At 44.0% G+C, this 21158-nt stretch carries 18 protein-coding genes; 7 read left to right on the top strand and 11 right to left on the bottom strand.

The genetic code is table 11. The features are described from left to right. The first annotated feature begins 38 nt into the window (after window positions 1–38). Complete coding sequence (locus tag NAF19_RS22685; RefSeq protein ID WP_252792634.1) at window positions 39–545, top strand: DUF5606 family protein; 507 nt, start codon at window positions 39–41, stop codon at window positions 543–545. Between the two features lie 177 nt (window positions 546–722). On the opposite strand, the gene NAF19_RS22680 is transcribed toward NAF19_RS22685, so the two are convergent. The 3 genes from NAF19_RS22680 to rlmH all read right to left on the bottom strand — a co-directional run bounded on the left by NAF19_RS22680 (window position 723) and on the right by rlmH (window position 3271). After that, a complete protein-coding gene (locus tag NAF19_RS22680) occupies window positions 723–1646 on the bottom strand; it encodes a cation diffusion facilitator family transporter (RefSeq protein ID WP_252792633.1) in 924 nt (307 codons plus the stop codon). A 118-nt stretch (window positions 1647–1764) separates the two neighbouring features. After that, window positions 1765–2691 (bottom strand): aspartyl/asparaginyl beta-hydroxylase domain-containing protein, encoded by a 927-nt coding sequence (locus tag NAF19_RS22675; RefSeq protein ID WP_252792632.1) that lies wholly within the window; start codon window positions 2689–2691, stop codon window positions 1765–1767. A gap of 106 nt (window positions 2692–2797) precedes the next feature. Beyond that, window positions 2798–3271: a 23S rRNA (pseudouridine(1915)-N(3))-methyltransferase RlmH gene (gene rlmH, locus NAF19_RS22670; protein ID WP_252792631.1), complete on the bottom strand. Its 474-nt coding sequence runs from the start codon at window positions 3269–3271 to the stop codon at window positions 2798–2800. Between the two features lie 285 nt (window positions 3272–3556). Here rlmH and NAF19_RS22665 point away from each other — a divergent pair, with 285 nt between their 5' ends. After that, window positions 3557–5368: a MutS-related protein gene (locus NAF19_RS22665; protein ID WP_252792630.1), complete on the top strand. Its 1812-nt coding sequence runs from the start codon at window positions 3557–3559 to the stop codon at window positions 5366–5368. A gap of 240 nt (window positions 5369–5608) precedes the next feature. Here NAF19_RS22665 and NAF19_RS22660 read toward each other — a convergent pair whose 3' ends face one another. From NAF19_RS22660 to dctA, 5 genes are all read right to left on the bottom strand, one after another. Further along, the gene (locus NAF19_RS22660; RefSeq protein ID WP_252792629.1) at window positions 5609–6601 is read right to left on the bottom strand and encodes a hypothetical protein; all 993 of its coding nucleotides are present in this window, start codon (window positions 6599–6601) and stop codon (window positions 5609–5611) included. Between the two features lie 21 nt (window positions 6602–6622). Next, window positions 6623–7492 carry an FkbM family methyltransferase gene (locus tag NAF19_RS22655; protein WP_252792628.1) on the bottom strand — a complete coding sequence of 290 codons (870 nt, stop codon included), beginning with the start codon at window positions 7490–7492 and terminating at the stop codon, window positions 6623–6625. Between the two features lie 137 nt (window positions 7493–7629). Continuing rightward, window positions 7630–8502: a succinate--CoA ligase subunit alpha gene (gene sucD / locus NAF19_RS22650; RefSeq protein WP_252792627.1), complete on the bottom strand. Its 873-nt coding sequence runs from the start codon at window positions 8500–8502 to the stop codon at window positions 7630–7632. A gap of 331 nt (window positions 8503–8833) precedes the next feature. Further along, window positions 8834–9034: a hypothetical protein gene (locus NAF19_RS22645; RefSeq protein ID WP_252792626.1), complete on the bottom strand. Its 201-nt coding sequence runs from the start codon at window positions 9032–9034 to the stop codon at window positions 8834–8836. Between the two features lie 20 nt (window positions 9035–9054). Continuing rightward, the gene (gene dctA, locus NAF19_RS22640; RefSeq protein ID WP_252792625.1) at window positions 9055–10293 is read right to left on the bottom strand and encodes a C4-dicarboxylate transporter DctA; all 1239 of its coding nucleotides are present in this window, start codon (window positions 10291–10293) and stop codon (window positions 9055–9057) included. A 273-nt stretch (window positions 10294–10566) separates the two neighbouring features. On the opposite strand from dctA, the gene NAF19_RS22635 reads away from it, so the two are divergent. From NAF19_RS22635 to NAF19_RS22625, 3 genes are read left to right on the top strand one after another with little or no spacing between them, the layout of a single operon-like run. Continuing rightward, window positions 10567–11898 (top strand): hypothetical protein, encoded by a 1332-nt coding sequence (locus NAF19_RS22635; protein ID WP_252792624.1) that lies wholly within the window; start codon window positions 10567–10569, stop codon window positions 11896–11898. A 27-nt stretch (window positions 11899–11925) separates the two neighbouring features. Further along, the gene (locus NAF19_RS22630) at window positions 11926–12396 is read left to right on the top strand and encodes a hypothetical protein (RefSeq protein ID WP_252792623.1); all 471 of its coding nucleotides are present in this window, start codon (window positions 11926–11928) and stop codon (window positions 12394–12396) included. A gap of 39 nt (window positions 12397–12435) precedes the next feature. Continuing rightward, window positions 12436–14355: a GMC family oxidoreductase gene (locus NAF19_RS22625; RefSeq protein ID WP_252792622.1), complete on the top strand. Its 1920-nt coding sequence runs from the start codon at window positions 12436–12438 to the stop codon at window positions 14353–14355. 88 nt (window positions 14356–14443) lie between these two features. On the opposite strand, the gene NAF19_RS22620 is transcribed toward NAF19_RS22625, so the two are convergent. The 3 genes from NAF19_RS22620 to NAF19_RS22610 form a co-directional block, all read right to left on the bottom strand. Beyond that, a complete protein-coding gene (locus tag NAF19_RS22620; protein WP_252792621.1) occupies window positions 14444–15229 on the bottom strand; it encodes a hypothetical protein in 786 nt (261 codons plus the stop codon). A gap of 312 nt (window positions 15230–15541) precedes the next feature. Then, complete coding sequence (locus NAF19_RS22615) at window positions 15542–16315, bottom strand: hypothetical protein (protein ID WP_252792620.1); 774 nt, start codon at window positions 16313–16315, stop codon at window positions 15542–15544. 254 nt (window positions 16316–16569) lie between these two features. Further along, a complete protein-coding gene (locus tag NAF19_RS22610; protein WP_252792619.1) occupies window positions 16570–17343 on the bottom strand; it encodes a hypothetical protein in 774 nt (257 codons plus the stop codon). A 335-nt stretch (window positions 17344–17678) separates the two neighbouring features. Here NAF19_RS22610 and NAF19_RS22605 point away from each other — a divergent pair, with 335 nt between their 5' ends. Together NAF19_RS22605 and leuS are read left to right on the top strand one after the other, a co-directional pair. After that, window positions 17679–18140: a protein tyrosine phosphatase family protein gene (locus NAF19_RS22605; protein ID WP_252792618.1), complete on the top strand. Its 462-nt coding sequence runs from the start codon at window positions 17679–17681 to the stop codon at window positions 18138–18140. A gap of 186 nt (window positions 18141–18326) precedes the next feature. Continuing rightward, window positions 18327–21149, top strand: a complete 2823-nt coding sequence (leuS, locus tag NAF19_RS22600) for a leucine--tRNA ligase (RefSeq protein WP_252792617.1) — start codon at window positions 18327–18329, stop codon at window positions 21147–21149. Window positions 21150–21158: the final 9 nt, after the last annotated feature.

Genomic DNA, 21158 nt, shown 5'->3' with positions numbered 1-21158 from the left:
CACCATTCTCAACTCACCACTCACATAAATACATATAAATGAATTTACAGGGAATTGTAGCTGTATCAGGTAAGCCTGGTTTGTGGAGAGCTTTGGCACAAAATAAAACCGGCTATATTTTAGAGAGTTTAGATGCACAGCGCGCCAAATTGATTGCAAACTTATCAACTGCTAAGCTTGCTGCATTGCACGAGATAACCATCTTCGGACTTGAGGACGATATTAAGCTGGTTGATGTTTTTGAGCGGATGAAAACCGCCGCAAGCGTACCGGATGCCAAGGCTGACGGCAAGGCACTACGTACCTTCTTCCGCGAAGTAGCGCCGGATCATGACGAGGAAAAAGTGTATGCATCTGATATGAAAAAAATTATCAGCTGGTACCAGGTATTAAAGGATTTTCCGTTGTTCAACGAGGCCGATCCCGCAACTGAACCTGCCCCAGCTGCCGAAGAACCAGCAGCAGCGCCGGTTGAAGCAGTTGCAGCAACCGAAGAAGCGCCCGCAAAGCCAAAAGCGAAAAAAGCAGCTGCTAAGAAAGCATAAAGATTTATTTTGTAGAGACACAATACTTGTGTCTCTGGAGGAAGCCGGGGAATTTCTCAGGCTTTTTTTGTCTAAACCATGATTCGCTTGATTATGGGATTAAAGGATGCCTGACGCAGGCAAATAACAAATAAAAATCAAGAAAATCCTTTAATCAAGCGAATCAAGGTTCAGATATCAATCACAATTCAATTGCTTGCAATCCTCTTCCTCAATTTCGGGCTCAAATGTAGCATGGTTAATATCCATGTGCTGCAGGCGGTGCCTGAGGTCTTTTTTGATACTGTTGAAGGTTGGCAGTAGCTCGGGTTTAATAACCAGGTGGGCGGTCAGCGCGTTTTCTGTGGTGCTTAGGGCCCAAACGTGCATGTGGTGCACATCAATAATACCCTTGCATTTCATCAGTTCGGCCTTTATTTTTTCAAGCTCCATGGCTTTGGGTACGCCGTCCATCTCTAATCGAAGACTATCTTTAAGCAGGCTCCAGGTTCCCCTTAAAATAACGATGGCGATAATCAATGATACTGCACTGTCAATCCAATATAACTTCGTAAAATAAATTATTAGTCCCGATATAACAACGCCGAACGATACGATAGCATCAACTGCCATGTGCAGGTAGGCGCCTTTAACGTTCAGGTCGGTATCCTTATCCTTAACAAAAAGCCAGGCGGTAAAGGCATTTATACCTATCCCAATAAAGGCAACCCAGGCCATGGTGCCACCAGACACAACTTCAGCATGCATAAAACGCATTATGGCTTCGTAAATAATAAAGCCAACCGCCACAAATAGTATTACCGCGTTAAAAAAGGAAACTATTATAGTGGAGCGTTTATAGCCGTAAGTATAATTATCGTTAGCGTTTACTTTTGTAAGTTTAAAAGCTAATAAAGCAAGGGCCAGGCTGGCTACATCGCTTAAATTATGGCCGGCGTCAGTTAATAGCGATAGCGAATGGGTATACAGACCCGCAACCACTTCGATAACAACAAATGCCGAATTTAAAATGATGCCCCATATAAATGCGGCATTAAGATGATCAAGCTTGGGGGCATGATCGTGATGGTGGTGACCTGAATGATCGTGACCTGCTGACATGCCGCAAAAGTAAGGATTTAGTCCGAAAGTCGGAAGTCCGAAAGTCTGAAGTAAATTGATATAAAAAAGATGTAGAGACGCGATGCTTCGCGTCTCCCGCTTGCAGGTAAAAAACGCATTAAAAGAAGATCAAATACAGTATCCCCAACATCAGCAAATACTTAACCGCATAATACAAATTACGGTTGTAAGCCTTTATACGCTTGCCCAGCAGCCGTATTGAGTATACGTACCTGAAAGCTTTATTGATATTACCGGTTTTGTCCTCGCCCATATTTGGTGATACGGCAGCTGCCATAATAAACCAGCCAAAAAATGCATTCCAGCCGCGGGCAAACATATTTTTTACCGGGCGCTGCACATCGCAGAATAGAATGATGCGGTCAGTGTCGGTTTTGTTTTCGGCGTAGTGGATGTAGGTTTCGTCGAACAGCACATGTTCGCCATCGCGCCAGGCATAACTTTGGCCGTCTACCACAATATGGCAGGCATCGGAGTTGGGGGTTATCAACCCTAAATGGTAACGTAATGAGCCGGCATAAGGGTCGCGGTGCATCAGCAATTCACTGCCGGCAGGCAACACGGCAAACATAGCGGCTTTTACTTCGGGGATTCCTTTTATCAACTCGATAGTCTGCGGGCAATACTTTTTGGCTGAAGGATGAAAATCATCATACCATTTTAAATAAAAACGCTTCCAACCCCTGCGAAAAAAGGAGTTAAAACCCATATCATTATACTTATCCGACCCTTTTATCAGTTCTTCACGCTCAAGCTGCAAGGCTTCGTCGCGTATAGTTTGCCAGTTGTCTTTTAGCTGGTTAAGCTGCGGGAAGTTATCAGCTGCAATGTAGGGCTTGTTCTCTACAGCAGTGAAAGCGTACATGGGCATATTTATCGGCGCCATAAAGGTTGAATGGTCGGTTAACTGCCTGAAAAACTTAAACCTAACCTTACCGCGGTAATGAACTATTATTGTTGAAATAATTAATATGTAGAACAATATAAACTTGAAGGAAACGAGTTCGATAAGAAGATGCTGCATAACTGTAACGCATTTTTTACCAAAAATAGGGCTATACGCTACACAGAGGGCGTTTTTGCCTGCAATTAGTGCGTTTTTTACAGTTTACTGACTGTCTGTTGATAAGTCAGGAATGATGATAAGGTTCGCCTTTAATAATGGTGAATGCGCGGTATAGCTGCTCGATAAAAAACAGGCGTACCATTTGGTGCGAAAAGGTCATGGCCGATAGCGACAGTTTATCGTTAGCCCGGGCATAAACAGATTGATCGAACCCATACGGCCCGCCAACAATAAAAACAAGGCTGGTTACTGATCCTACTGCTTTTTTATCGATATAAGCTGCAAACTGCTGCGACGTTAACTGCATACCCTTTTCATCAAGCAGGATAACATAATCAAGTGCTGTTATTTTTTTTAGTATTAACTCAGCTTCCTTAGCTTTTTGCTGCTCCTGGGTTAGCGCCTTGGTGTTTTTAAGTTCGTCAATATCAACAAATACCAGCTTTGTATAATGTTTTAAACGCTTTACATACTTTTCAATGCCGTCTTTGAGGTAAGTATCTTCGGTTTTGCCAACGGTTAGGAAAGTAATTTTCATTTGCAGGATGTTGAAATGTTGTAAAGTTGAAACGTTGCAAAGTTAGGGTAATGTTGAAATGTTATAAAGCTGGACTGATATAAATTTGCCCGGATACTGCAAGGTTGATGTAAATTGGAGCCTAACAACGTTGTAACATTTCAACTTTACAACAAAAACGGATATTGTTGAAATGTTGTAAGGTTGTAAAGTTGGAATGTTATAAATTGCGCCTCGAATATTTCAAGGCAATAAATGGGGGCTAAAACCTTACAACCTTGTAACATTTCAACCTTTCAACAAAAAATGGATATACTAACCGACTACCGGCAGCGCGCCGATTTTGCTCAAAAGGAAGCCGATAAATATAAAGAGCTGGCCAATAATTATTCGTTGCTCAGGCTCGTGGCTTTCGGCCTTTTCATAGCTGCGGTTTGTATAGCCGTAAGCACCGATGAAATTGCGATAGCTGCTGTTGCACTGGTTATTTTAGTGATTTGCTTTAGCTGGCTGGTGAACAAGCAAAATGGCTTTGAAACCCTGAAGAACTATTTTTTAGATATTAAACGGGTTAATGAGAATGAAATTGGTTCTATTGAAAGCTGCAAAAATATTTACGACGATGGGGCGATGTTTAACGATGACAAACATATTTACACCGCCGACCTCGATATATTTGGCAGTTACTCGTTATACCAGCTGGTAAACCGTGCTGCAACCTTCCCCGGTATGGCTAAGCTGGCTTCGTGGTTGCACCAGCCTGCCGCTAAATACGTTATAATTGAGCGCCAGCAGGCGGTTGATGAAATTGCCGGTAAAAACGACTGGAAGCTGGATATACAGGCGCACCTGTTATTTTCGTTGAAACAAAGCCGCGAGCAAATAAAAAACCTGGTTGCTTATTTAAAAATACCCGTTACCCTGCAGGGCGAAAAGCTGCTTGCTATTTATTGCCAGGCTTCGCCCTATATTTTACTGGCGTTAGCAATTGCCAGTATATTTTATGCACCTGCACGCTATATTCCGCCGCTTATAATGCTTGTTAATTTTCGTATAGTAAGCTCAAAGGCATCGCTGGTGCAAAAGGCGGATTTAATTGCCGGTAAGATAGGTACTACGCTGCATCATTTTGTGCTTGCGTTTAAATGTATCGAGAACGAGGAATGGCAATCGCCTTATTTAAAAGGCCTGGCAATACAAATAAAAAACGAAAATGGGGAAAGTATATCAGGCAAAGTGGAGCAGCTTTCGCAATTGATAAATAAGCTTAATTACCGGCTTAACATGGTTATGCTGGTTATTTTAAATGCAATTTTTCTTTGGGATATTCGCCAACTGATAGCCATTGAAAACTGGAAGAAAAGCAACCTGGTGCATATTGAGGCAGCTTTTAATGTTGTTGCCGAATTTGAGGCCGTGATAAGTCTGTCGAGCCTGAGAATAAACTACCCGGAATGGTGCATCCCGCAAATTGTCGAGGGCGAATGTTACACCCTTACGGCCAAAAGCCTGGCCCACCCGCTTATAGGCGCAGACAAACGTGTAGCTAATGATTATGAACTTACAGATACGTTTAAAATCGATATCATCACCGGCTCAAACATGGCCGGTAAAAGTACTTTTTTACGTACCATAGGTATTAATACGGTGCTGGCACTTTGCGGCGCCCCGGTTTGTGCTACGGAGATGAAGGTATCGGTTATTACCGTTATCACGTACATGCGTATAAAGGACTCATTGAACGAAAGTACCTCTACCTTTAAAGCAGAGCTCGACCGTTTGCAAATGCTGCTGGGAGCGGTGGAGACGGAAAACAAAGTTTTCTTTTTGATAGATGAAATGCTGCGGGGTACAAACTCGGTTGACAAATACCGCGGCTCGAAAGCTGTTATAGAGCAGTTGATAAAAAAGAAAGGCGTGGGCATGGTTGCCACCCACGATTTACAGATCGCCGAACTTGAACAATCCCACCCGAACTATGTTCGCAACTTTTACTTCGACATACAGGTTATAAACGGCGAAATGGTTTTTGATTATAAAATTAAGGACGGCGAGTGTAAAACCTTCAACGCTTCACTGTTGCTTAAGCAGATTGGGATTGATGTGGGGGAGGAGTAGGCAGTAGCAGTGGACAGTAGGCAGTAGCAGTTGGCAGTAGTGAGTTAGCAGTTGGCAGTGAGCAGTAGCCAAACCCTCATGTCATTGAGGTACAGCCCTGTCCCGAACTTGTTTCGGGAAAGCAATCACGAACTATGCAAAGCCGCTATGCAATGTTCGCGGTTGCCACGCTCGTTCCTTGTTCGCAATGCCTTGAGGGGGTAATCGGTAAAAACGAAATAGGGTTACACCCAAATTAATTCACTCCCACTTCACCTTTTCCCAATTTTCCTCAATATATTTATAACACTGCTCAAAATGCTTTTCCATGGTTTTATTGAGGTATTGTTTCCAGCCAGTGTCCTCGTTGCTGTGATAGGCAAGCCAGGCCATTATATAAGCTATTATAGGTTCTGGTAAACCGCTTCTTTTTTGCATTTGCCAGCCGTGGCGGGTATTCCCCTGCCATTGTGCAAACTTGAAATAGGAATTGCCTTTAAAAATTCCAAAGCCGTATACCATTGCCGCTATATCAGCCACTATATCAACATCGTCGTCAATAGCGTATTCGCTTTGCAGTTTGTATTTAGCAAGTTCAGTCGCAATGGTGGCAATCAAACCTATAGGGTCGTTCATTTGCCCCATTGATATCCATATTTCTTTATTACCAAAGCCTTTGTCTAGCAGTTCACTGCCTTTACTGGTCCAGCCGCCTTTTAATTCCTTAGCCGGCGTGGCAACTATCCCTGCTGAAAATTTGGTCGGCATATCTGAAAAGAACATCAGCTGAATTTCCCATGGCTTGATATTCATTATTGCTGCCACCTTTTTAAGTATGAACTCAACATCTTCTTCTGTCCCGGTAAAATTCCGATCGAAGTATTGCTTATCAGGCGTAACCGTTTTCATCGAAAGGAACACTTCCGGTGTAAACAATTCCACAAGCCACAGTAAATTTTCTTCTATCCACAACCTGTCATCTTCGGTAATTGGCGGCTTGTCGTTCTTTTGCCAGAACCAAACGAATTTTTCCTTATCCTTCGGTTTAGGTGTTTCAACAGTTTCGTACCAATCGATATGGGGGCTAAAATTATGGCATGACAAACATTGGGTGTCCTTCCATGTTTTGCCGCAGGCCGGGCATTGGCCGGCGGTATCGAACGTATTCCAACGATGACTGCAACTGCACATCCAAATTGGGTGCGCAATTGGCTCCCAATCACATTTAGGGCATCTGATACGGGTTGTTGACATTGTTATTATTGGTATTGGTTATTAAAAATTTACCCGCTTACTCTCATGCATAAACAAAATATTAGCATGACTGGCAGGCACGCTCCCAAGCTTACCAACTTTAAACACTTCGCCATCCAGCTCGAAGTTATAAGCCAGGTACCCGTATTGCCCCATAAGTTTTTCCAGATCCAGCGCACGGGCTGATGGTTTGCCATCTTCGGGCATGTCGGCTTCCAGCACTACCAGGGGTTTATCCTGTTTAAGTATACCGGCGGCGCCGTTTATAACTTCTACTTCCAACCCTTCAACATCGCATTTAATAAAATCTATGGGTTTTGGTCGGCCTGCAAGCGCCGTATCGAGGGTTTTTATTGGTACTTCTACAACATTTCCGGCTGTGGTGTCGCTAACCACGCTGTTAAAAGCCGAACCGGAAACGTCATGATTAAGCATTTTTGCCACGCCATCGTAACTGCCAACAGCATAATTATATAAGCGGGTATTGACGTTTTTTAAATTCAGTGTAGCAATGCTATGTGAAAACAGGTTTGGCTCAAACGAGGTAACGTTGCCTTTCGCTCCTACAAGGGTTGAAGCCAATAACGCCTCGTAGCCAAAATGGGCGCCCACATCAACAAAGGTATCACCATCCTCCAGGGCCTTTAACATCAAAGCCGTTAAAGCTATTTCGGCGTAGCCAAACGAAATAATATGCGACGATACCGTCTCGCCGGTAACCACGTGCATATTTTCGCCAAAAAACAAAGGCACTTTTACCACCTTGTTAACATTAAGTTTCTGCAGCAAAATAGCCGGTAAAACCGGCACGCGCCTCAAATAACAGCCTAAACCGCCGCGATTATTACTGTCGATTGATTTTACAAACTTGTTAAACAGATTATTGCCCATGCCGTAAAAGTAATGATACTAATGGATTAATTTGGTTGCAAACGATTCACCGGCGCAAAATTTTCGCAAAAAAAATCCCGGCCAAAGCCAGGATTAAATTATCTTTTTTGTTCCCCCTTTAGGGGGTTAGGGGGCCTCTATTTAGCCAATTCTTCTGCCAATGCTGCACCAATTTCAGCTGGTGATTCCACCACGCGAATACCGCACTCGCGCATAATTTTCATTTTTGCTGCTGCAGTGTCGTCGGCGCCGCCAACAATTGCACCTGCGTGGCCCATTCTGCGGCCCGGAGGCGCTGTTTGGCCGGCAATAAAGCCTACAACCGGCTTAGTGCCATTTGCTTTGATCCAAAGTGCTGCTTCAGCTTCCATACCGCCACCAATCTCGCCTATCATAATAATGCCGTGTGTTTCGGGATCGTTCATCAACAGTTCAACTGCTTCTTTGGTGGTTGTGCCTATGATCGGGTCGCCGCCAATACCGATGGCTGTAGTGATGCCTAGGCCGGCTTTCACCACCTGGTCTACTGCTTCGTAAGTTAAGGTACCCGATTTTGAAACTACGCCAACATGACCCTTTTTGAAGATGAAGCCCGGCATAATGCCAATCTTCGCCTCGTCCGCAGTAATAATGCCGGGGCAGTTAGGACCGATCAAACGGGTGTCGCGACCCTTAATATATTCCTTTACCATAATCATATCCTTTGTAGGGATACCTTCGGTAATACAAACAATAACTTTAATACCTGCTTCGGCTGCTTCCATTATAGAGTCTGCCGCAAAAGCCGGGGGTACAAATATGATGGATACGTTGGCACCTGTTTCAGCAACTGCATCGGCTACGGTATTAAATACAGGCCTGTCCAGGTGCTGCTGACCGCCTTTGCCCGGCGTTACACCACCTACAACCTGCGTTCCGTACTCAATCATTTGCGAAGCGTGGAAACTGCCTTCTTTACCTGTAAAACCCTGAACTATTACTTTAGAATCTTTATTTACGAGTACACTCATTGGATTTTTTTATTTGTAGCGCAAAGCTAAAAAAAATTTGCCCCCATACCCTGCAATAGCAGAACAATTTTACAATTGACCAACCTTGGCGTTTAGGTATTTAAAATAAAGGGCGGATATGACCGGTGCGCTGCTATTGTGCAAATCATTAATGGGTGCTTAAGCAGCCGTGCCAATATGCGTAGTAGATAATACTAGGGGTTGACACGTTTTAAGACTATTTTAATTTTAAAAGCTTAACAATCAATATTTTATGTTATTTTACATGCAAAAAAATGTAAATACCATTTCGGCAGTTGTTGGTCTGGCGGGATATGTTAACAATTGTTGATCAGCTATGTTTCAATGCTACCACAAATTCAATTATTGTTATCATAACAAACAATAATACTATCGACACAAATATTAGTATTCCTGTCCTGGTTTTCTTCTGGTCTTTGTTGGTTAGTCCAGGGATAAAATAAACAAGGGATAACCCTACGCCGGCAATCCCTATTGGAAGTTTCAATATCGTTATTATTAAATAGGTCATATCTAAAAAGTCAAATCGCGTCAAACTCCCCCTTTAGGGGGCCGGGGGGCAAACTCCCCCTCACTCTTCGCAATAACAATCGTCGCTATCCCATTCCCTATCATATTAGTAATAGCCCGCGCTTCTGACATAAACCTATCCACCCCGAACAATATCGCCACACCCTCGACCGGTATAAATTTTAATGCCGCCAAAGTAGAGGTAAGTATTATAAAACCTCCGCCAGTTACTGCAGCCGCACCTTTTGATGTTATCATCAATATCCCTATTAGCATTACTTGCCGTTCCAGCGATAACGGCACCTTAAATACCTGGGCCAAAAATATGACCGCCATAGAGAGGTATACGGTGGTGCCATCCAGGTTAAATGAATAGCCCGTTGGTATTACCAACCCCACGACAGGCTTTGAGCAGCCAAACTTCTCCATCTTCTCCATCATGCCCGGTAAGGCTGTCTCGGAGGAAGAAGTGCCCAATACCAACAATATTTCGTCCTTTATAAATTTTAAATATTCCCAAAGGCTGAACTTATACAGGTAGCAGATAATGTTAAGCACCACAAATATAAATAGGAACATGGTAATGTAAACCGAGGCCATTAATAACCCAAGCGGCTGCAGTGTTTTAACGCCATAAGTGCTTATTGTGTAAGCCATCCCCGCAAATGCACCGATTGGTGCCAGCCGCATCACCATGTGCATTATATTGAAAAATACTTTTGATATTTTTTCGAACAGGTTGATGACTGTTTGACCGCCTTCGCCCATTTTGCTAAGCCCTAAGCCGAATAATATGGCAAACAACAGTATCTGTAAAATATCGCCTTTAGCAAATGCATCAAATACGTTTGATGGAATGATGTGGGTTACAAAATCAACCCAATGCATTTCCGCAGCGGCCTTTTGGAAGCCGGCCAGTTTAACAGCGTCAACTTTGGTGGTATTTATAAAGTCCGCTCCTGGTTTTACCAGGTTGGCAACTATAATACCTATTATCAGGGCAAACGAGCTCACAATTTCAAAATACAACAACGCCTTGCCGCCTACCCTGCCTACCTTTTTCATATCGCTCATTCCGGCAATGCCCAGCACAATTGTTAAAAATATAATCGGCGCTATCAGCATAGTTATCAGGCTGATAAACATCTTACTGATGGTTTGGGCGGTAGGCCCGAACGATTTAAAAAAGAAGCCCACAATAACACCCAGCAAAATGGCTGCAATTACCTGGAAATTTAGGTTAAGGAGTAGTTTCTTCATCACCCAATAATACGAATATTCGTTGTGTTATGATGATTCCGGAAAAAGTTTGTAGCAGTGTTGATAAAAAATAAGACAGCCTGTTAAATATCAATAATTATTAATTAGATTTGGTTAAGATTAAAACCTAATCGACACCTAAATAACTTTATCACTATGAAAGAAATCAATATTTCTGGCATATCCCAAACTATTTGCAACATAACTAACCAGCGTAATTTGCCGTCGGTAAATTACAGTCTGCACTTCATTAATATTAATTAACCTAACCTGATGAGAAAGACCAAAACTATCGCCTTATTAATTGCCTTTGCCGCTATTGTAGCTTATATCGGTTCTGCTTCCTGCGGGAACAACACAGGCGGCAGCAAAACAAACGTTGCCGTTGCAGACTCGGGCCAGGTAAAAACACCACTCAGCCCGGTATTGCCTTTTGACGTAACGCTCCCCCCGAAAGGAACAGGAGTACTCGAAACGACAATACGCAGAAGTTTCGACGTTTTTTCGTGGGATTCATTCATCGCCATTTGCTGGCCTGCGCAGGGCCATGGGGTAATCGGCCAGTTTGGTGATAACCCTACCGTATGGGAAACCTGGAAAAAGAACTACGAAGTATTTCTTGATAACGGCCTGCCACCTGCCCCGTGGGACACAGCACTGCAAGGCAAAGAAGCAAACCTGTCGCAAACAGGCAAAACCCCGGCTAACATGACCGCCATTTTCCAGCCTTTCCTAACAGGCCCGCTAATTGACCAGAACGGGCAATACAACCGCTTCGAAATTGCCATGAACAAGGAAATGTTTGATTACATCGATACGCATAAACTCTACAACATACAGGGCCAGCAGGCTTTTACAGATTCAGTTTTATTCCCTCAAGGCGATAATACCAAAAAAACGTATGGGGCGATAATGGTAAAAGCCTCCTGGAAAATACTGGGCAAAGGCGATGACACCTCGCGGTTTCACAAAGTTAAAGCCATCATCCACATCCCGGCATTGCCATCAAGAGGTATCCGGGATAGCAGCTATGAAGCATGGGTTGGCCTGGTAGGCTTCCATATCGGCACAAGAACGACGATATCCCCTCAATGGATATGGTCGACTTTTGAGCAGGTTGATAATGCGCCCGATTATGGCAAAGCTGTAAGCGGCAAACATTATAACTATTACAACACGGCAGCGGGCGATAAAGCGCTTAATAAAGCCCCGGCTCAGCCCTGGAACCCCGGCATACCCGGCCAAATATCAAGCCAGGTGGCACGGCTTACCCCTATCGATACCGGCACAAATGCGCTTAACGACTCCATCCACAAAATATTGGTGGCTATTAACCCTCATAGCGTGTGGCAATATTACGAGCTGATTGGCACACAATGGCCCGTACACCCTACCCAAAGCAATACCGGCGACCCTTTCCCGGTTTATATGGCAAATGCCACATTAGAAACATATGACCAGGGCAGTGTAGTGAATGGAAAAATCGTGTACAGCCCCGGCGTTACTTCAAGTTGCATTGGCTGCCACAATGCCTCGGTAACCTGGGCGGGGAGGCCATCGGACTTTACCTATCTTTTAAAAACGGCGAAATCTTTAAAAAAATAAACCTTTTACTGTCTAAAACCTATCCATATGACACTTGATGAATTTGTAAGCCTTTCTGCTGCATTAACCGGCTATCCGGCCGCAACCTTGAAACCCCAAAATGATCCACAGCAAATATCGGAAACGTTATTTGCAGAGCTAAGCCTTGCCAGCAATAATATACCCGCGGCCCAACTCGATGAGCTGACGCAGGTATGGAATAGCATATCAGCAACACCGCCACCCAGCCTGCCGGCTGCCGTGCAGGTAAAGATAATTGAAAACCTTGCGATAACCCGGCTGGCGCAAAACATCATATACCTTTGGTTTTTTGGTACCTGGTACGATCTCGCTAAAAACCCCAATTCATTCACATCACCAAATATCGACCATGTTGTTTCGCCGCTGGCGTATACCAACGGCCTGGTTTGGGGCGAAATGGGTGCACACCCTATGGGTTACAGCGTAGGCGAGTATGGTTATTGGGCCAATATCCCAACCCTGCCACAGATAAATTAACCAAGCAAATTACAACCTAACCTATAAAATATTTAAACCATGGATAATTCAACCAAACAATATGATGCGGTGATAGTAGGCGGCGGATGGGCCGGGAGCGCATTGGCATACAGGCTTGCATCGGCCAATAAAAAGGTACTGGTGCTTGAAGCGGGTATTGCTATTGATGGGCTTGTTACCAACCCTGACGAAAACCAATTGGTAACAGGTAATCGCGCCGAATTTATGAACGATTTTTTTATGGCCATGGCCAAAACACCCGAATCGCCATATGTGCAGAATTATAATGCGCCACGGCCTGCGGTTTTAGATATACAACCAATTCCGCCATTTACCCTGAATAACCCGGCGCAGCTTCCTGCCGGTGCGCCACCTCCGGCCACTATTGATTGTGCAGATCCAAAAACATCTATAGATAAGGGTTACTTTATCCAGCGCGGTCCCGTACCCTTCGGCAGCACGTACGAGCGGCGGGGCGGCGGTACGTCATGGCACTGGCTGGGCACCTCACTGCGCATGCTCCCCAACGATTTTAAATTAAAAACGGTGTATAACCAGGCGGTGGACTGGCCCATAGGTTATGAGGATCTCTCTGATTATTACGACCAGGCCGAGTTTGAAATCGGCGTATCGGCCGACGTTGACGAGCAGCAAATTCACGGTATAACTTTTAGCGAGGGATACGTTTATCCTATGGCTAAAATACCGGCTACCATACTTGATAATACGATGGATGCAGGCCTGGCCGACCAAACTTTTGACGGCAGTTCGTTAAAAGTAACAGGCACCCCGGCGGGGCGAAACGGCGTACCCAACCAAATGAAAAACGGCGAGTTTTATGATAATGGCCGCCGCCAGTGCCAGGGTAATACCAATTGCACACCCATTTGCCCTATTCAGGCTAAATACGATGCTACCGTAACAATGGCCAAAGCGCTAATGACCGGCAATGTTGATATTATTTACCAGGCGGTTGCAACCAATATCACGTTGGATATGACCACGATGGAGGTGACCGGTGTGGAGTACAAAACATACGAAACCACCGGCGGCCCCTGCACCGGTACATTTACCGCAACGGGTACCAAATACATAGTTGCGGCCCACGCTATCGAGGCTGCAAAACTACTGCTGATGTCCAACACGCAAATACCGGCAGGTGTTGCCAATTACAGCGGCCAGGTAGGTAAAAACCTGATGGACCACCCTATGTACCTGGGTTGGGGCCTCATGCCAAAGCCGGTATACCCTTTCAGGGGACCATTGTCGACGTCGGGCATTGAGGGCACCCGCGACGGCGCATTCCGCAGTGAGCGCGCCTCTTTCCGTATAGAAATAGGTAACGAGGGATGGAACTGGCCCGGCGGTGCGCCTTATAACCAGGTAATTGATATGGTAAGCCCAATGCCGCCCGACCAATCGGGCGCGCCAACGGTAGGAATATTCGGCACCGCGTTAAGGCAAAGTATACAAAGTAATTTTACGCGCCAGTTCCGTATCGGTTTTTTGATTGAGCAGTTGCCCGATGCAGACAATTGTTATATCGTGCCTTCTAAAACCTGTTTCGACAACCTGGGCGTGCCACGGCCCGAGATATATTACGATTTCGACGTTTACACCATGGAAGGCTTTAAAGCCGCGGCCGCTGCAACCGACTTTATTTTCAATACGCTAGGCGTGGAAAATAACACCGGCGTACCAGTTGGGAACGGCGGAGTGTTTGAATATGAAGGTGTAAAATATTATGCACAGGGCGCCGGTCACGTTATGGGTACGCACCGCATGGGCACTACCAGGGACGACTCCGTAACCGATGCAAATATGAAAAGCTGGGACCACGACAACCTGTACATTGTAGGTTGCGGCTCGATGCCTACCACAGCAACGTCAAATCCTACCTTAACCATGACGGCGCTCGCTTTTAAAGCGGCAGATGCCATTATACAAAGTTTCGCTTAAGATAGTTTGAGATATGCGATGGAACAAAAAGGCCCTGCTCAATATTTTTGAACAGGGCTTTTGTTTGTTGATGTCATTACTGGCTTGTTTAACTCGTCGCACCTGTTCTTAGGTCAACATTATAAGTTTTGCCGTTAATGGTTATGGTAGCTTTATGGTTCCCTAAAAAGGTAATTGTACCAGTGTAGCTCCAGCTGCCGTTCGAGCCCGTACCTTTGGTTATAAAGGACGCGGAGCCGCTTGTGATATCGCCATCATTGTCCGGATCAAGCACTAAACGGGTAAGCACATAGTTAAATGATTTTGTGCCGCTTTTTTTAGCTGTTTTATAGTTATAAGTTCCGCTTGATGCAAGCGAACCATTCATAGATAGTTTTGAATTATCGTTTGTTGGGTCGATAGATGCAACGGTCAGGTTTTCGTTTATTTTAGCGACGATAGAAAATTGCGGTGTTGTTACCCCAATATTTAAATCATCTTTGGTGATAAAGCCGGTAACATTATCGTTTGTGCAGCTAAACGCAAAATAAATATGACCCGACACCGACACGGTCGAATCAACTCCTACAGTTTCGGTGGCGTTTAAAGCAGTGTCAATCACCAACCCGCAAAAAGGATTGCTCATAGCATGTAATAAACGGCCCTGAGCGTGTTGTTTAACGCCGAAACCTGTTGGCGCTTGCAATCCGCCGGAAAAATCAAGTCCGCCGTAGCCCCCGAAAAGGTCGGCTGTGATGTCAAGCGCCACCTGACTGGCAACCTGCGGCGCGGTTAACGCCGGGCCCGAAGCTGCGGCATCTGATTTTTTACAGGCTGTATAAACCACTGCCATACCTGCAAGCAGCATAATAGAAAATAGAACTCTTAATTTCATTTGGGAGAATTAAAATTGTGATAAAGTAAACTTTGGTCTTTCGTGTTGTAAAGGTCGGTAAAAAAATCTATTCAAACCTTTTCGACTTATTTCTTTTTGTCAACAACATCGTTACAAGCAAAAATACACCATTGCAGCCACCGCACAAATCTGCACTTTTAAACTAAAAAAGACGTGGGTAATGGGAAATATTTTCCTTGCCCCAATTCCCCATTTCTACAATTATATAAACGTTTGTTGATCACATCACCATAAAAAAGCCCCTCCCCGGCACTTGCGGAAACGTTTTTCTTTATTTTAACCACTTACAAGTTAAGCAGGAGTAACACTACCTGTTAACAAGTCAATAAGGTATACCTTGCTCAGGAAAGTTAATTTAGCTTTATGGTTACCCAGGAACTTGATGGTACCGCTGTAATCCCATGCACCGGTGCTGGTCTCGCCAATTGATTCGAAAGTTGCACTACCGTCAACAATATCATAATTGTCGGCAGCATGAATCTGGGCATCAATAAAGTGAAATATGTTATGTACAGATGATGAGCTTTTTGGCTTTGTTTTATGATTAAAATCAACATACGATTTTAAACGGCCGTTTAATGTAAAGTTCGAATTGTCAACATTTAAGCCACGTACTTTAAAATCCTGCACAAGGGCAAAAAAGAATTCATAGCCAGGGCCTTTGCCTGTGGTTGATAATGAATCATAAAGGTTATAACCTGTGGTCCTTTGGTTGTCGCAAAGAAAGAAGTAATTCACAGAGCCAACAGTTTCCGATTTAATGGTGTCGCCCTGGTTAAATTTAAGGTCGAGGCTGTTATCGATAAAAAAGCCACAGCCAATTTCTGATTGTGTTTTGAGCTTTGCCGACGAAGCTGTGATAGCTGCAGATGGAGCAACACCATCCTTGATGCTGGCACCACCATATGCGCCTGACAACGACTGCACAAGGTTTTTGGCAATAGCCGCACTAACTTCATCATTGCCCGGGCCCGAGGCCGGTTTGTTTTCGTTTTTTTTACAAGCTGAGTAAAACAATGCCATGATGATAAGCAATGGCAATGCGCTGCGTAGGTTTAGTTTCATAATAATTACTGATTTGGTTTTTAATTAGTATTTGACAGAGGTGTTGCAATAAGCATACCGTTTTGCCAATAAGCAGTCGTTGTTTGGGGAGTCAAATTCCCAAAGCAGGTTGCTAAACTCGTGTACGTTCTTAAATGCCTGTCCGGTATTATCAGCCTTTATTTTAAAAGGCGCCACTCTCAGGACGACACTGGTAAATAAAAAAAGCCCTTACCGGTTTTCCGGTAAGGGCTTTTTTATTTAATTGAGGTTGATTAAGCCGGGGTTACATCACCAGTTAGCAAATCAATAAGATAAACTTTGCTAAGGAAAGTTAATTTAGCTTTATGGTTACCCAGGAACTTGATAGTACCGCTGTAATCCCATGCACCTGTACTGGTTTCGCCAATTGATTCGAAAGTTGCACTACCGTCAACAATATCATAATTGTCGGCTGCATGAACCTGGGCATCAATAAAGTGAAATATATTGTGAACCGATGATGAACTTTTTGGTTTGATTTTGTAATCAAAATCAACATATGATTTCAAACGGCCATTCAAAGTAAAGTTTGAATTGTCGACATTTAAACCGCGTACTTTAAAATCCTGCACAAGTGCAAAAAAGAAATCGTAGCCGGGGCCTTTGCCGGTTGTCGATAGCGAATCGTACAAGTTGTAACCTGTAGTCCTTTGGTTGTCGCAAAGAAAGAAATAATTTACTGTACCAACAGTATGCGATTTTATAGAGTCGCCCTGGTTAAACTTAACGTCTAAACTGTTATCAATATAAAAACCACAACCTATTGCCTGGGTTTTCAATTTAGGCGAAGCGGCGGCAATTGCCGATGAAGCGCCTACGCCATCTTTAATACTGGCACCACCGTAGGCACCCGATAATGACTGTACAAGATTTTTTGCGATAGCTGCACCAATTGCGTCGGTAGTATTGGCGGCAGTAGCCGGTTTATTTTCGGTTTTTTTACAAGCCGAGTAAAATAATGCAACTACCATTAGCAATGGCAATGCTTTACGTAAATTTAGTTTCATACCCTTTGTAGATTAGTTTGTAATAATTTATCGAAATAAAAATAATCATAAACTCCGATAATTATAAATTATTTGTAAAAAAAAGTCTTTCAATACTTAATAATTATAACATTTAACCGACAGATAACTAATGTTTTACCATTGGGCAAACGATTAGGGAAGTTGGCAGTTGTGAGGTGAGCAGTTGGAAGTAAAACGCGGTGAGAAACAGAATTGCACCGTTAGGAAACCAATTTAAAATACTGTTTATCAGTAGAAAACAATAAAATCACCAAAAACCAATTAGACGTGACTGCTGACCTGTAACCAGCTTTAGAAAACACTAAATTTGTAACATGAGCAGCATTTATAATTTTAAACAGGTAAACAATTCGCTGACCTGCGCCGGGCAACCTACCGAAATCCAGTTAAAGCAACTGGCTGATGAAAACTACCAGGTAATTATAAACCTGGCGATGCCAACGGGTAAGTTTGCATTGCCAGGTGAAGAAACTATTGTTGCCGGGCTCGGAATTGACTATTTGCCAATTCCCGTTGTGTTTGATGACCCGCAATTGAGCGAGCTGTTAGCCTTTTTCGATTATATGGACCAGCACGCAGGTAAAAAAATAATGGTGCACTGTGCAGCAAATTACCGTGCATCGGCATTTACCGGGCTTTATCTTTTTAACAAGGGCGAACTGGATACCATGCAAATGCAATCGTTTATTGAAGACGTTTGGCAACCCGACGACATTTGGCAGCAATTTATTGATGAAAGCCTACTATATCTGCAAGAATTAAAAGGCGGAAATTAATGCGGAAGTCGGAATGCTGATTGTAGGATGAAATAAGCGGCAACTACGGCTTTTCATCCATGTTTTCGGGCTCTTTCATCTTTCGGACTTCCGGACTTTTCTGACTTTCGGACTTTTCGGACTTATTCACTACCAAACTAATAGGGATTTTCTTAATTTCGCAGCCTCATACGCGTAAATAATAAAATGGACTATCAATTTAAAGATATAGAGCAAAAGTGGCAAAAGTTTTGGGCTGATAACCAAACTTTCAAAGCTGACGATAAAACCATTAAACCCAAGTACTATGTGCTGGATATGTTTCCCTATCCTTCGGGCGCCGGGCTGCATGTGGGCCATCCGCTGGGCTATATCGCATCCGATATTTTTGCGCGTTATAAAAGGCTGAAAGGTTTTAACGTGCTGCACCCTATGGGTTACGATAGCTTTGGCCTGCCGGCCGAGCAATATGCCATACAAACAGGACAGCATCCGGCTATAACCACTGAAGCAAATATCGCTACCTACCGCCGCCAGCTTGACCAGATTGGTTTTTCGTTCGACTGGAGCCGCGAAGTACGCACCAGCTCGCCCGATTATTATAAATGGACGCAATGGATTTTTATGCAGTTGTTCAACAGCTGGTATAATAAGGATGCTGATAAGGCCGAAAGCATTGATAAACTGGTAAAACATTTTGAGCAAAATGGATCGGCCGGCATAAACGCCGTGTGCGACGACGAGATACAAAGCTTTACTGCTGACCAATGGAAAGCTATGAGCAACCAGGAGCAGCAGGCTGAATTATTAAAATACCGCCTTACTTACCTGCGCGAAAGTACCGTAAACTGGTGCCCGGCTCTTGGTACTGTGTTGGCTAACGACGAAGTAAAAGATGGCTTTAGCGAGCGCGGCGGTTACCCCGTTGAGCAAAAGAAAATGATGCAGTGGAGCATGCGCATAACCGCCTATGCCGACCGCCTTTTGAAAGGCCTTGATACCATTGACTGGCCTGAACCTTTGAAAGAAATGCAAAGGAATTGGATTGGGAAAAGCGTTGGTGCGTTGGTGAAATTTAAGGTACCGAATTTACGACCTACGAATGTAGAGGACATATATGACACTGAACCTACACCCAAAGTCATCGAGGTTTTTACTACCCGTGCAGATACCATCTTTGGCGCTACGTTTTTGGTTCTAGCTCCTGAGCATGAGTTAGTAGCCGGGTTAACAACTGCTGAACAAAAGGCGGACATCACTAATTACATTGCCCAGGCTAAAAAGAAATCGGAATTGGAGCGTATGTCTGATGCTAAAACGGTATCGGGTGCGTTTACCGGCAGCTACGCTATTAATCCGGTTGACGGCGCAAAAGTGCCTATCTGGATTGCCGACTACGTGCTTGCTGGCTATGGTACAGGAGCTGTTATGGCCGTGCCATCAGGCGACCAGCGCGATTATCTTTTCGCTAAGCACTATAACCTGCCGATCATACAAATCATCGACATACAAAAAATAGAAACCGAAGCCGACCCGACTAAAGAAGGGCATTATGTAAACTCCGGTTTTATAAACGGTTTAACTTATAAAGAGGCAACCGCCGCAGTTATTGCGAAACTGGAAGAAGTTGGTGCGGGTAAAGCAAAAGTGAATTTTAGGATGCGCGATGCCATATTTGGCCGTCAGCGCTATTGGGGCGAACCTGTGCCTGTTTATTTTAAAGACGAGTTGCCATATTTAATAGCCGAAAAAGACTTGCCTTTGGTATTGCCCGAGGTAGATAAGTATTTGCCTACAGAAGACGGCGAACCACCTTTGGCGCGCGCAAAAGACTGGAATTATAATGGCTATGAGTACGAACTAAGCACCATGCCGGGCTGGGCAGGCAGCAGCTGGTACTGGTTCCGTTATATGGATGCTCAGAACGATGATGCCTTTGCTTCAAAAGAAGCGATTGAGTATTGGAAAGACGTCGACCTTTACATAGGCGGCAGCGAGCATGCCACCGGTCACCTGTTGTACAGTCGTTTCTGGAATAAGTTTATGAAGGACATTGGCCTTGTTGCCGTGGAAGAACCTTTCAAAAAACTGATTAACCAGGGAATGATACAGGGGCGCAGCAATTTTGTGTACCGGGTAATTGACGATGAAGGCAGGGGTACCAATACTTTTGTTTCGTTTGGATTGAGAAAGGAATATAAAACATCCGACATTCATGTGGATGTTAATATAGTTGAGAACGATATACTTAACATCAATAAATTTAAAGCATGGCGGCCCGAATTTGCTGATGCAGAATTTATATTGGAAAACGGGAAATATGTTTGTGGTGTGGAAGTTGAAAAAATGTCGAAACGGTATTACAATGTTGTAAACCCTGACGATATAGCCACCCGTTACGGCGCCGACACCCTGCGGATGTACGAAATGTTCCTCGGCCCGCTTGAGCAAAGCAAGCCATGGAACACCAACGGTATTGAGGGTGTGTTTAAGTTTTTACGCAAGTTCTGGCGGTTGTTTCATAACGATGCCTGGGAATTTAATGTATCAGCAAACGAGCCATCAAAAGCTGAACTGAAGACTTTACATACCATTATCCGCAAGGTTGAGGAAGACGTGGAGCGTTTCTCGTTCAATACCTCTGTTTCCAGCTTTATGATTGCGGTAAATGAGCTTACGGCGCTTAAATCAAACAACAAGGCTATCTTAAATGATATGGTTATCATTCTTTCGCCGTATGCGCCGCATATTTGCGAGGAACTATGGACTTTTTTAGGCAACGAGGCGGGAACTTTATCCTATACATCATTTCCAAAATTCAACCCTGCTTATTTGGTAGAGGATGAGTTTGCTTACCCTATATCGATAAATGGCAAAACCAAGCTTAACCTTAACATTCCGCTTAGCCTTGAAGGGGCTGATGTGGAAGCTTTTGTTTTAGCCAGTGCCGACGTACAAAAATACCTTGACGGAAAAACACCAAGAAAAGTGATTGTAGTTAAAGGCAGGATTGTAAATATGGTGGTATAATAAAATACT

It is taken from the genome of Mucilaginibacter flavidus (assembly GCF_024055575.1).
Classification (GTDB): Bacteria; Bacteroidota; Bacteroidia; order Sphingobacteriales; family Sphingobacteriaceae; genus Mucilaginibacter; species Mucilaginibacter flavidus.
The sequence above is the reverse complement of the archived record's forward strand: the minus strand, read 5'-3'. Positions and strand labels throughout refer to the sequence as shown.

Coding starts and splice junctions, on each gene's coding strand:
- NAF19_RS22685 (WP_252792634.1), top strand. CDS start 39: ATGAATTTACAGGGAATTGTAGCTGTATCAGGTAAGCCTGGTTTGTGG.
- NAF19_RS22680 (WP_252792633.1), bottom strand. CDS start 1,646: ATGTCAGCAGGTCACGATCATTCAGGTCACCACCATCACGATCATGCC.
- NAF19_RS22675 (WP_252792632.1), bottom strand. CDS start 2,691: ATGCAGCATCTTCTTATCGAACTCGTTTCCTTCAAGTTTATATTGTTC.
- rlmH (WP_252792631.1), bottom strand. CDS start 3,271: ATGAAAATTACTTTCCTAACCGTTGGCAAAACCGAAGATACTTACCTC.
- NAF19_RS22665 (WP_252792630.1), top strand. CDS start 3,557: ATGGATATACTAACCGACTACCGGCAGCGCGCCGATTTTGCTCAAAAG.
- NAF19_RS22660 (WP_252792629.1), bottom strand. CDS start 6,601: ATGTCAACAACCCGTATCAGATGCCCTAAATGTGATTGGGAGCCAATT.
- NAF19_RS22655 (WP_252792628.1), bottom strand. CDS start 7,492: ATGGGCAATAATCTGTTTAACAAGTTTGTAAAATCAATCGACAGTAAT.
- sucD (WP_252792627.1), bottom strand. CDS start 8,502: ATGAGTGTACTCGTAAATAAAGATTCTAAAGTAATAGTTCAGGGTTTT.
- NAF19_RS22645 (WP_252792626.1), bottom strand. CDS start 9,034: ATGACCTATTTAATAATAACGATATTGAAACTTCCAATAGGGATTGCC.
- dctA (WP_252792625.1), bottom strand. CDS start 10,293: ATGAAGAAACTACTCCTTAACCTAAATTTCCAGGTAATTGCAGCCATT.
- NAF19_RS22635 (WP_252792624.1), top strand. CDS start 10,567: ATGAGAAAGACCAAAACTATCGCCTTATTAATTGCCTTTGCCGCTATT.
- NAF19_RS22630 (WP_252792623.1), top strand. CDS start 11,926: ATGACACTTGATGAATTTGTAAGCCTTTCTGCTGCATTAACCGGCTAT.
- NAF19_RS22625 (WP_252792622.1), top strand. CDS start 12,436: ATGGATAATTCAACCAAACAATATGATGCGGTGATAGTAGGCGGCGGA.
- NAF19_RS22620 (WP_252792621.1), bottom strand. CDS start 15,229: ATGAAATTAAGAGTTCTATTTTCTATTATGCTGCTTGCAGGTATGGCA.
- NAF19_RS22615 (WP_252792620.1), bottom strand. CDS start 16,315: ATGAAACTAAACCTACGCAGCGCATTGCCATTGCTTATCATCATGGCA.
- NAF19_RS22610 (WP_252792619.1), bottom strand. CDS start 17,343: ATGAAACTAAATTTACGTAAAGCATTGCCATTGCTAATGGTAGTTGCA.
- NAF19_RS22605 (WP_252792618.1), top strand. CDS start 17,679: ATGAGCAGCATTTATAATTTTAAACAGGTAAACAATTCGCTGACCTGC.
- leuS (WP_252792617.1), top strand. CDS start 18,327: ATGGACTATCAATTTAAAGATATAGAGCAAAAGTGGCAAAAGTTTTGG.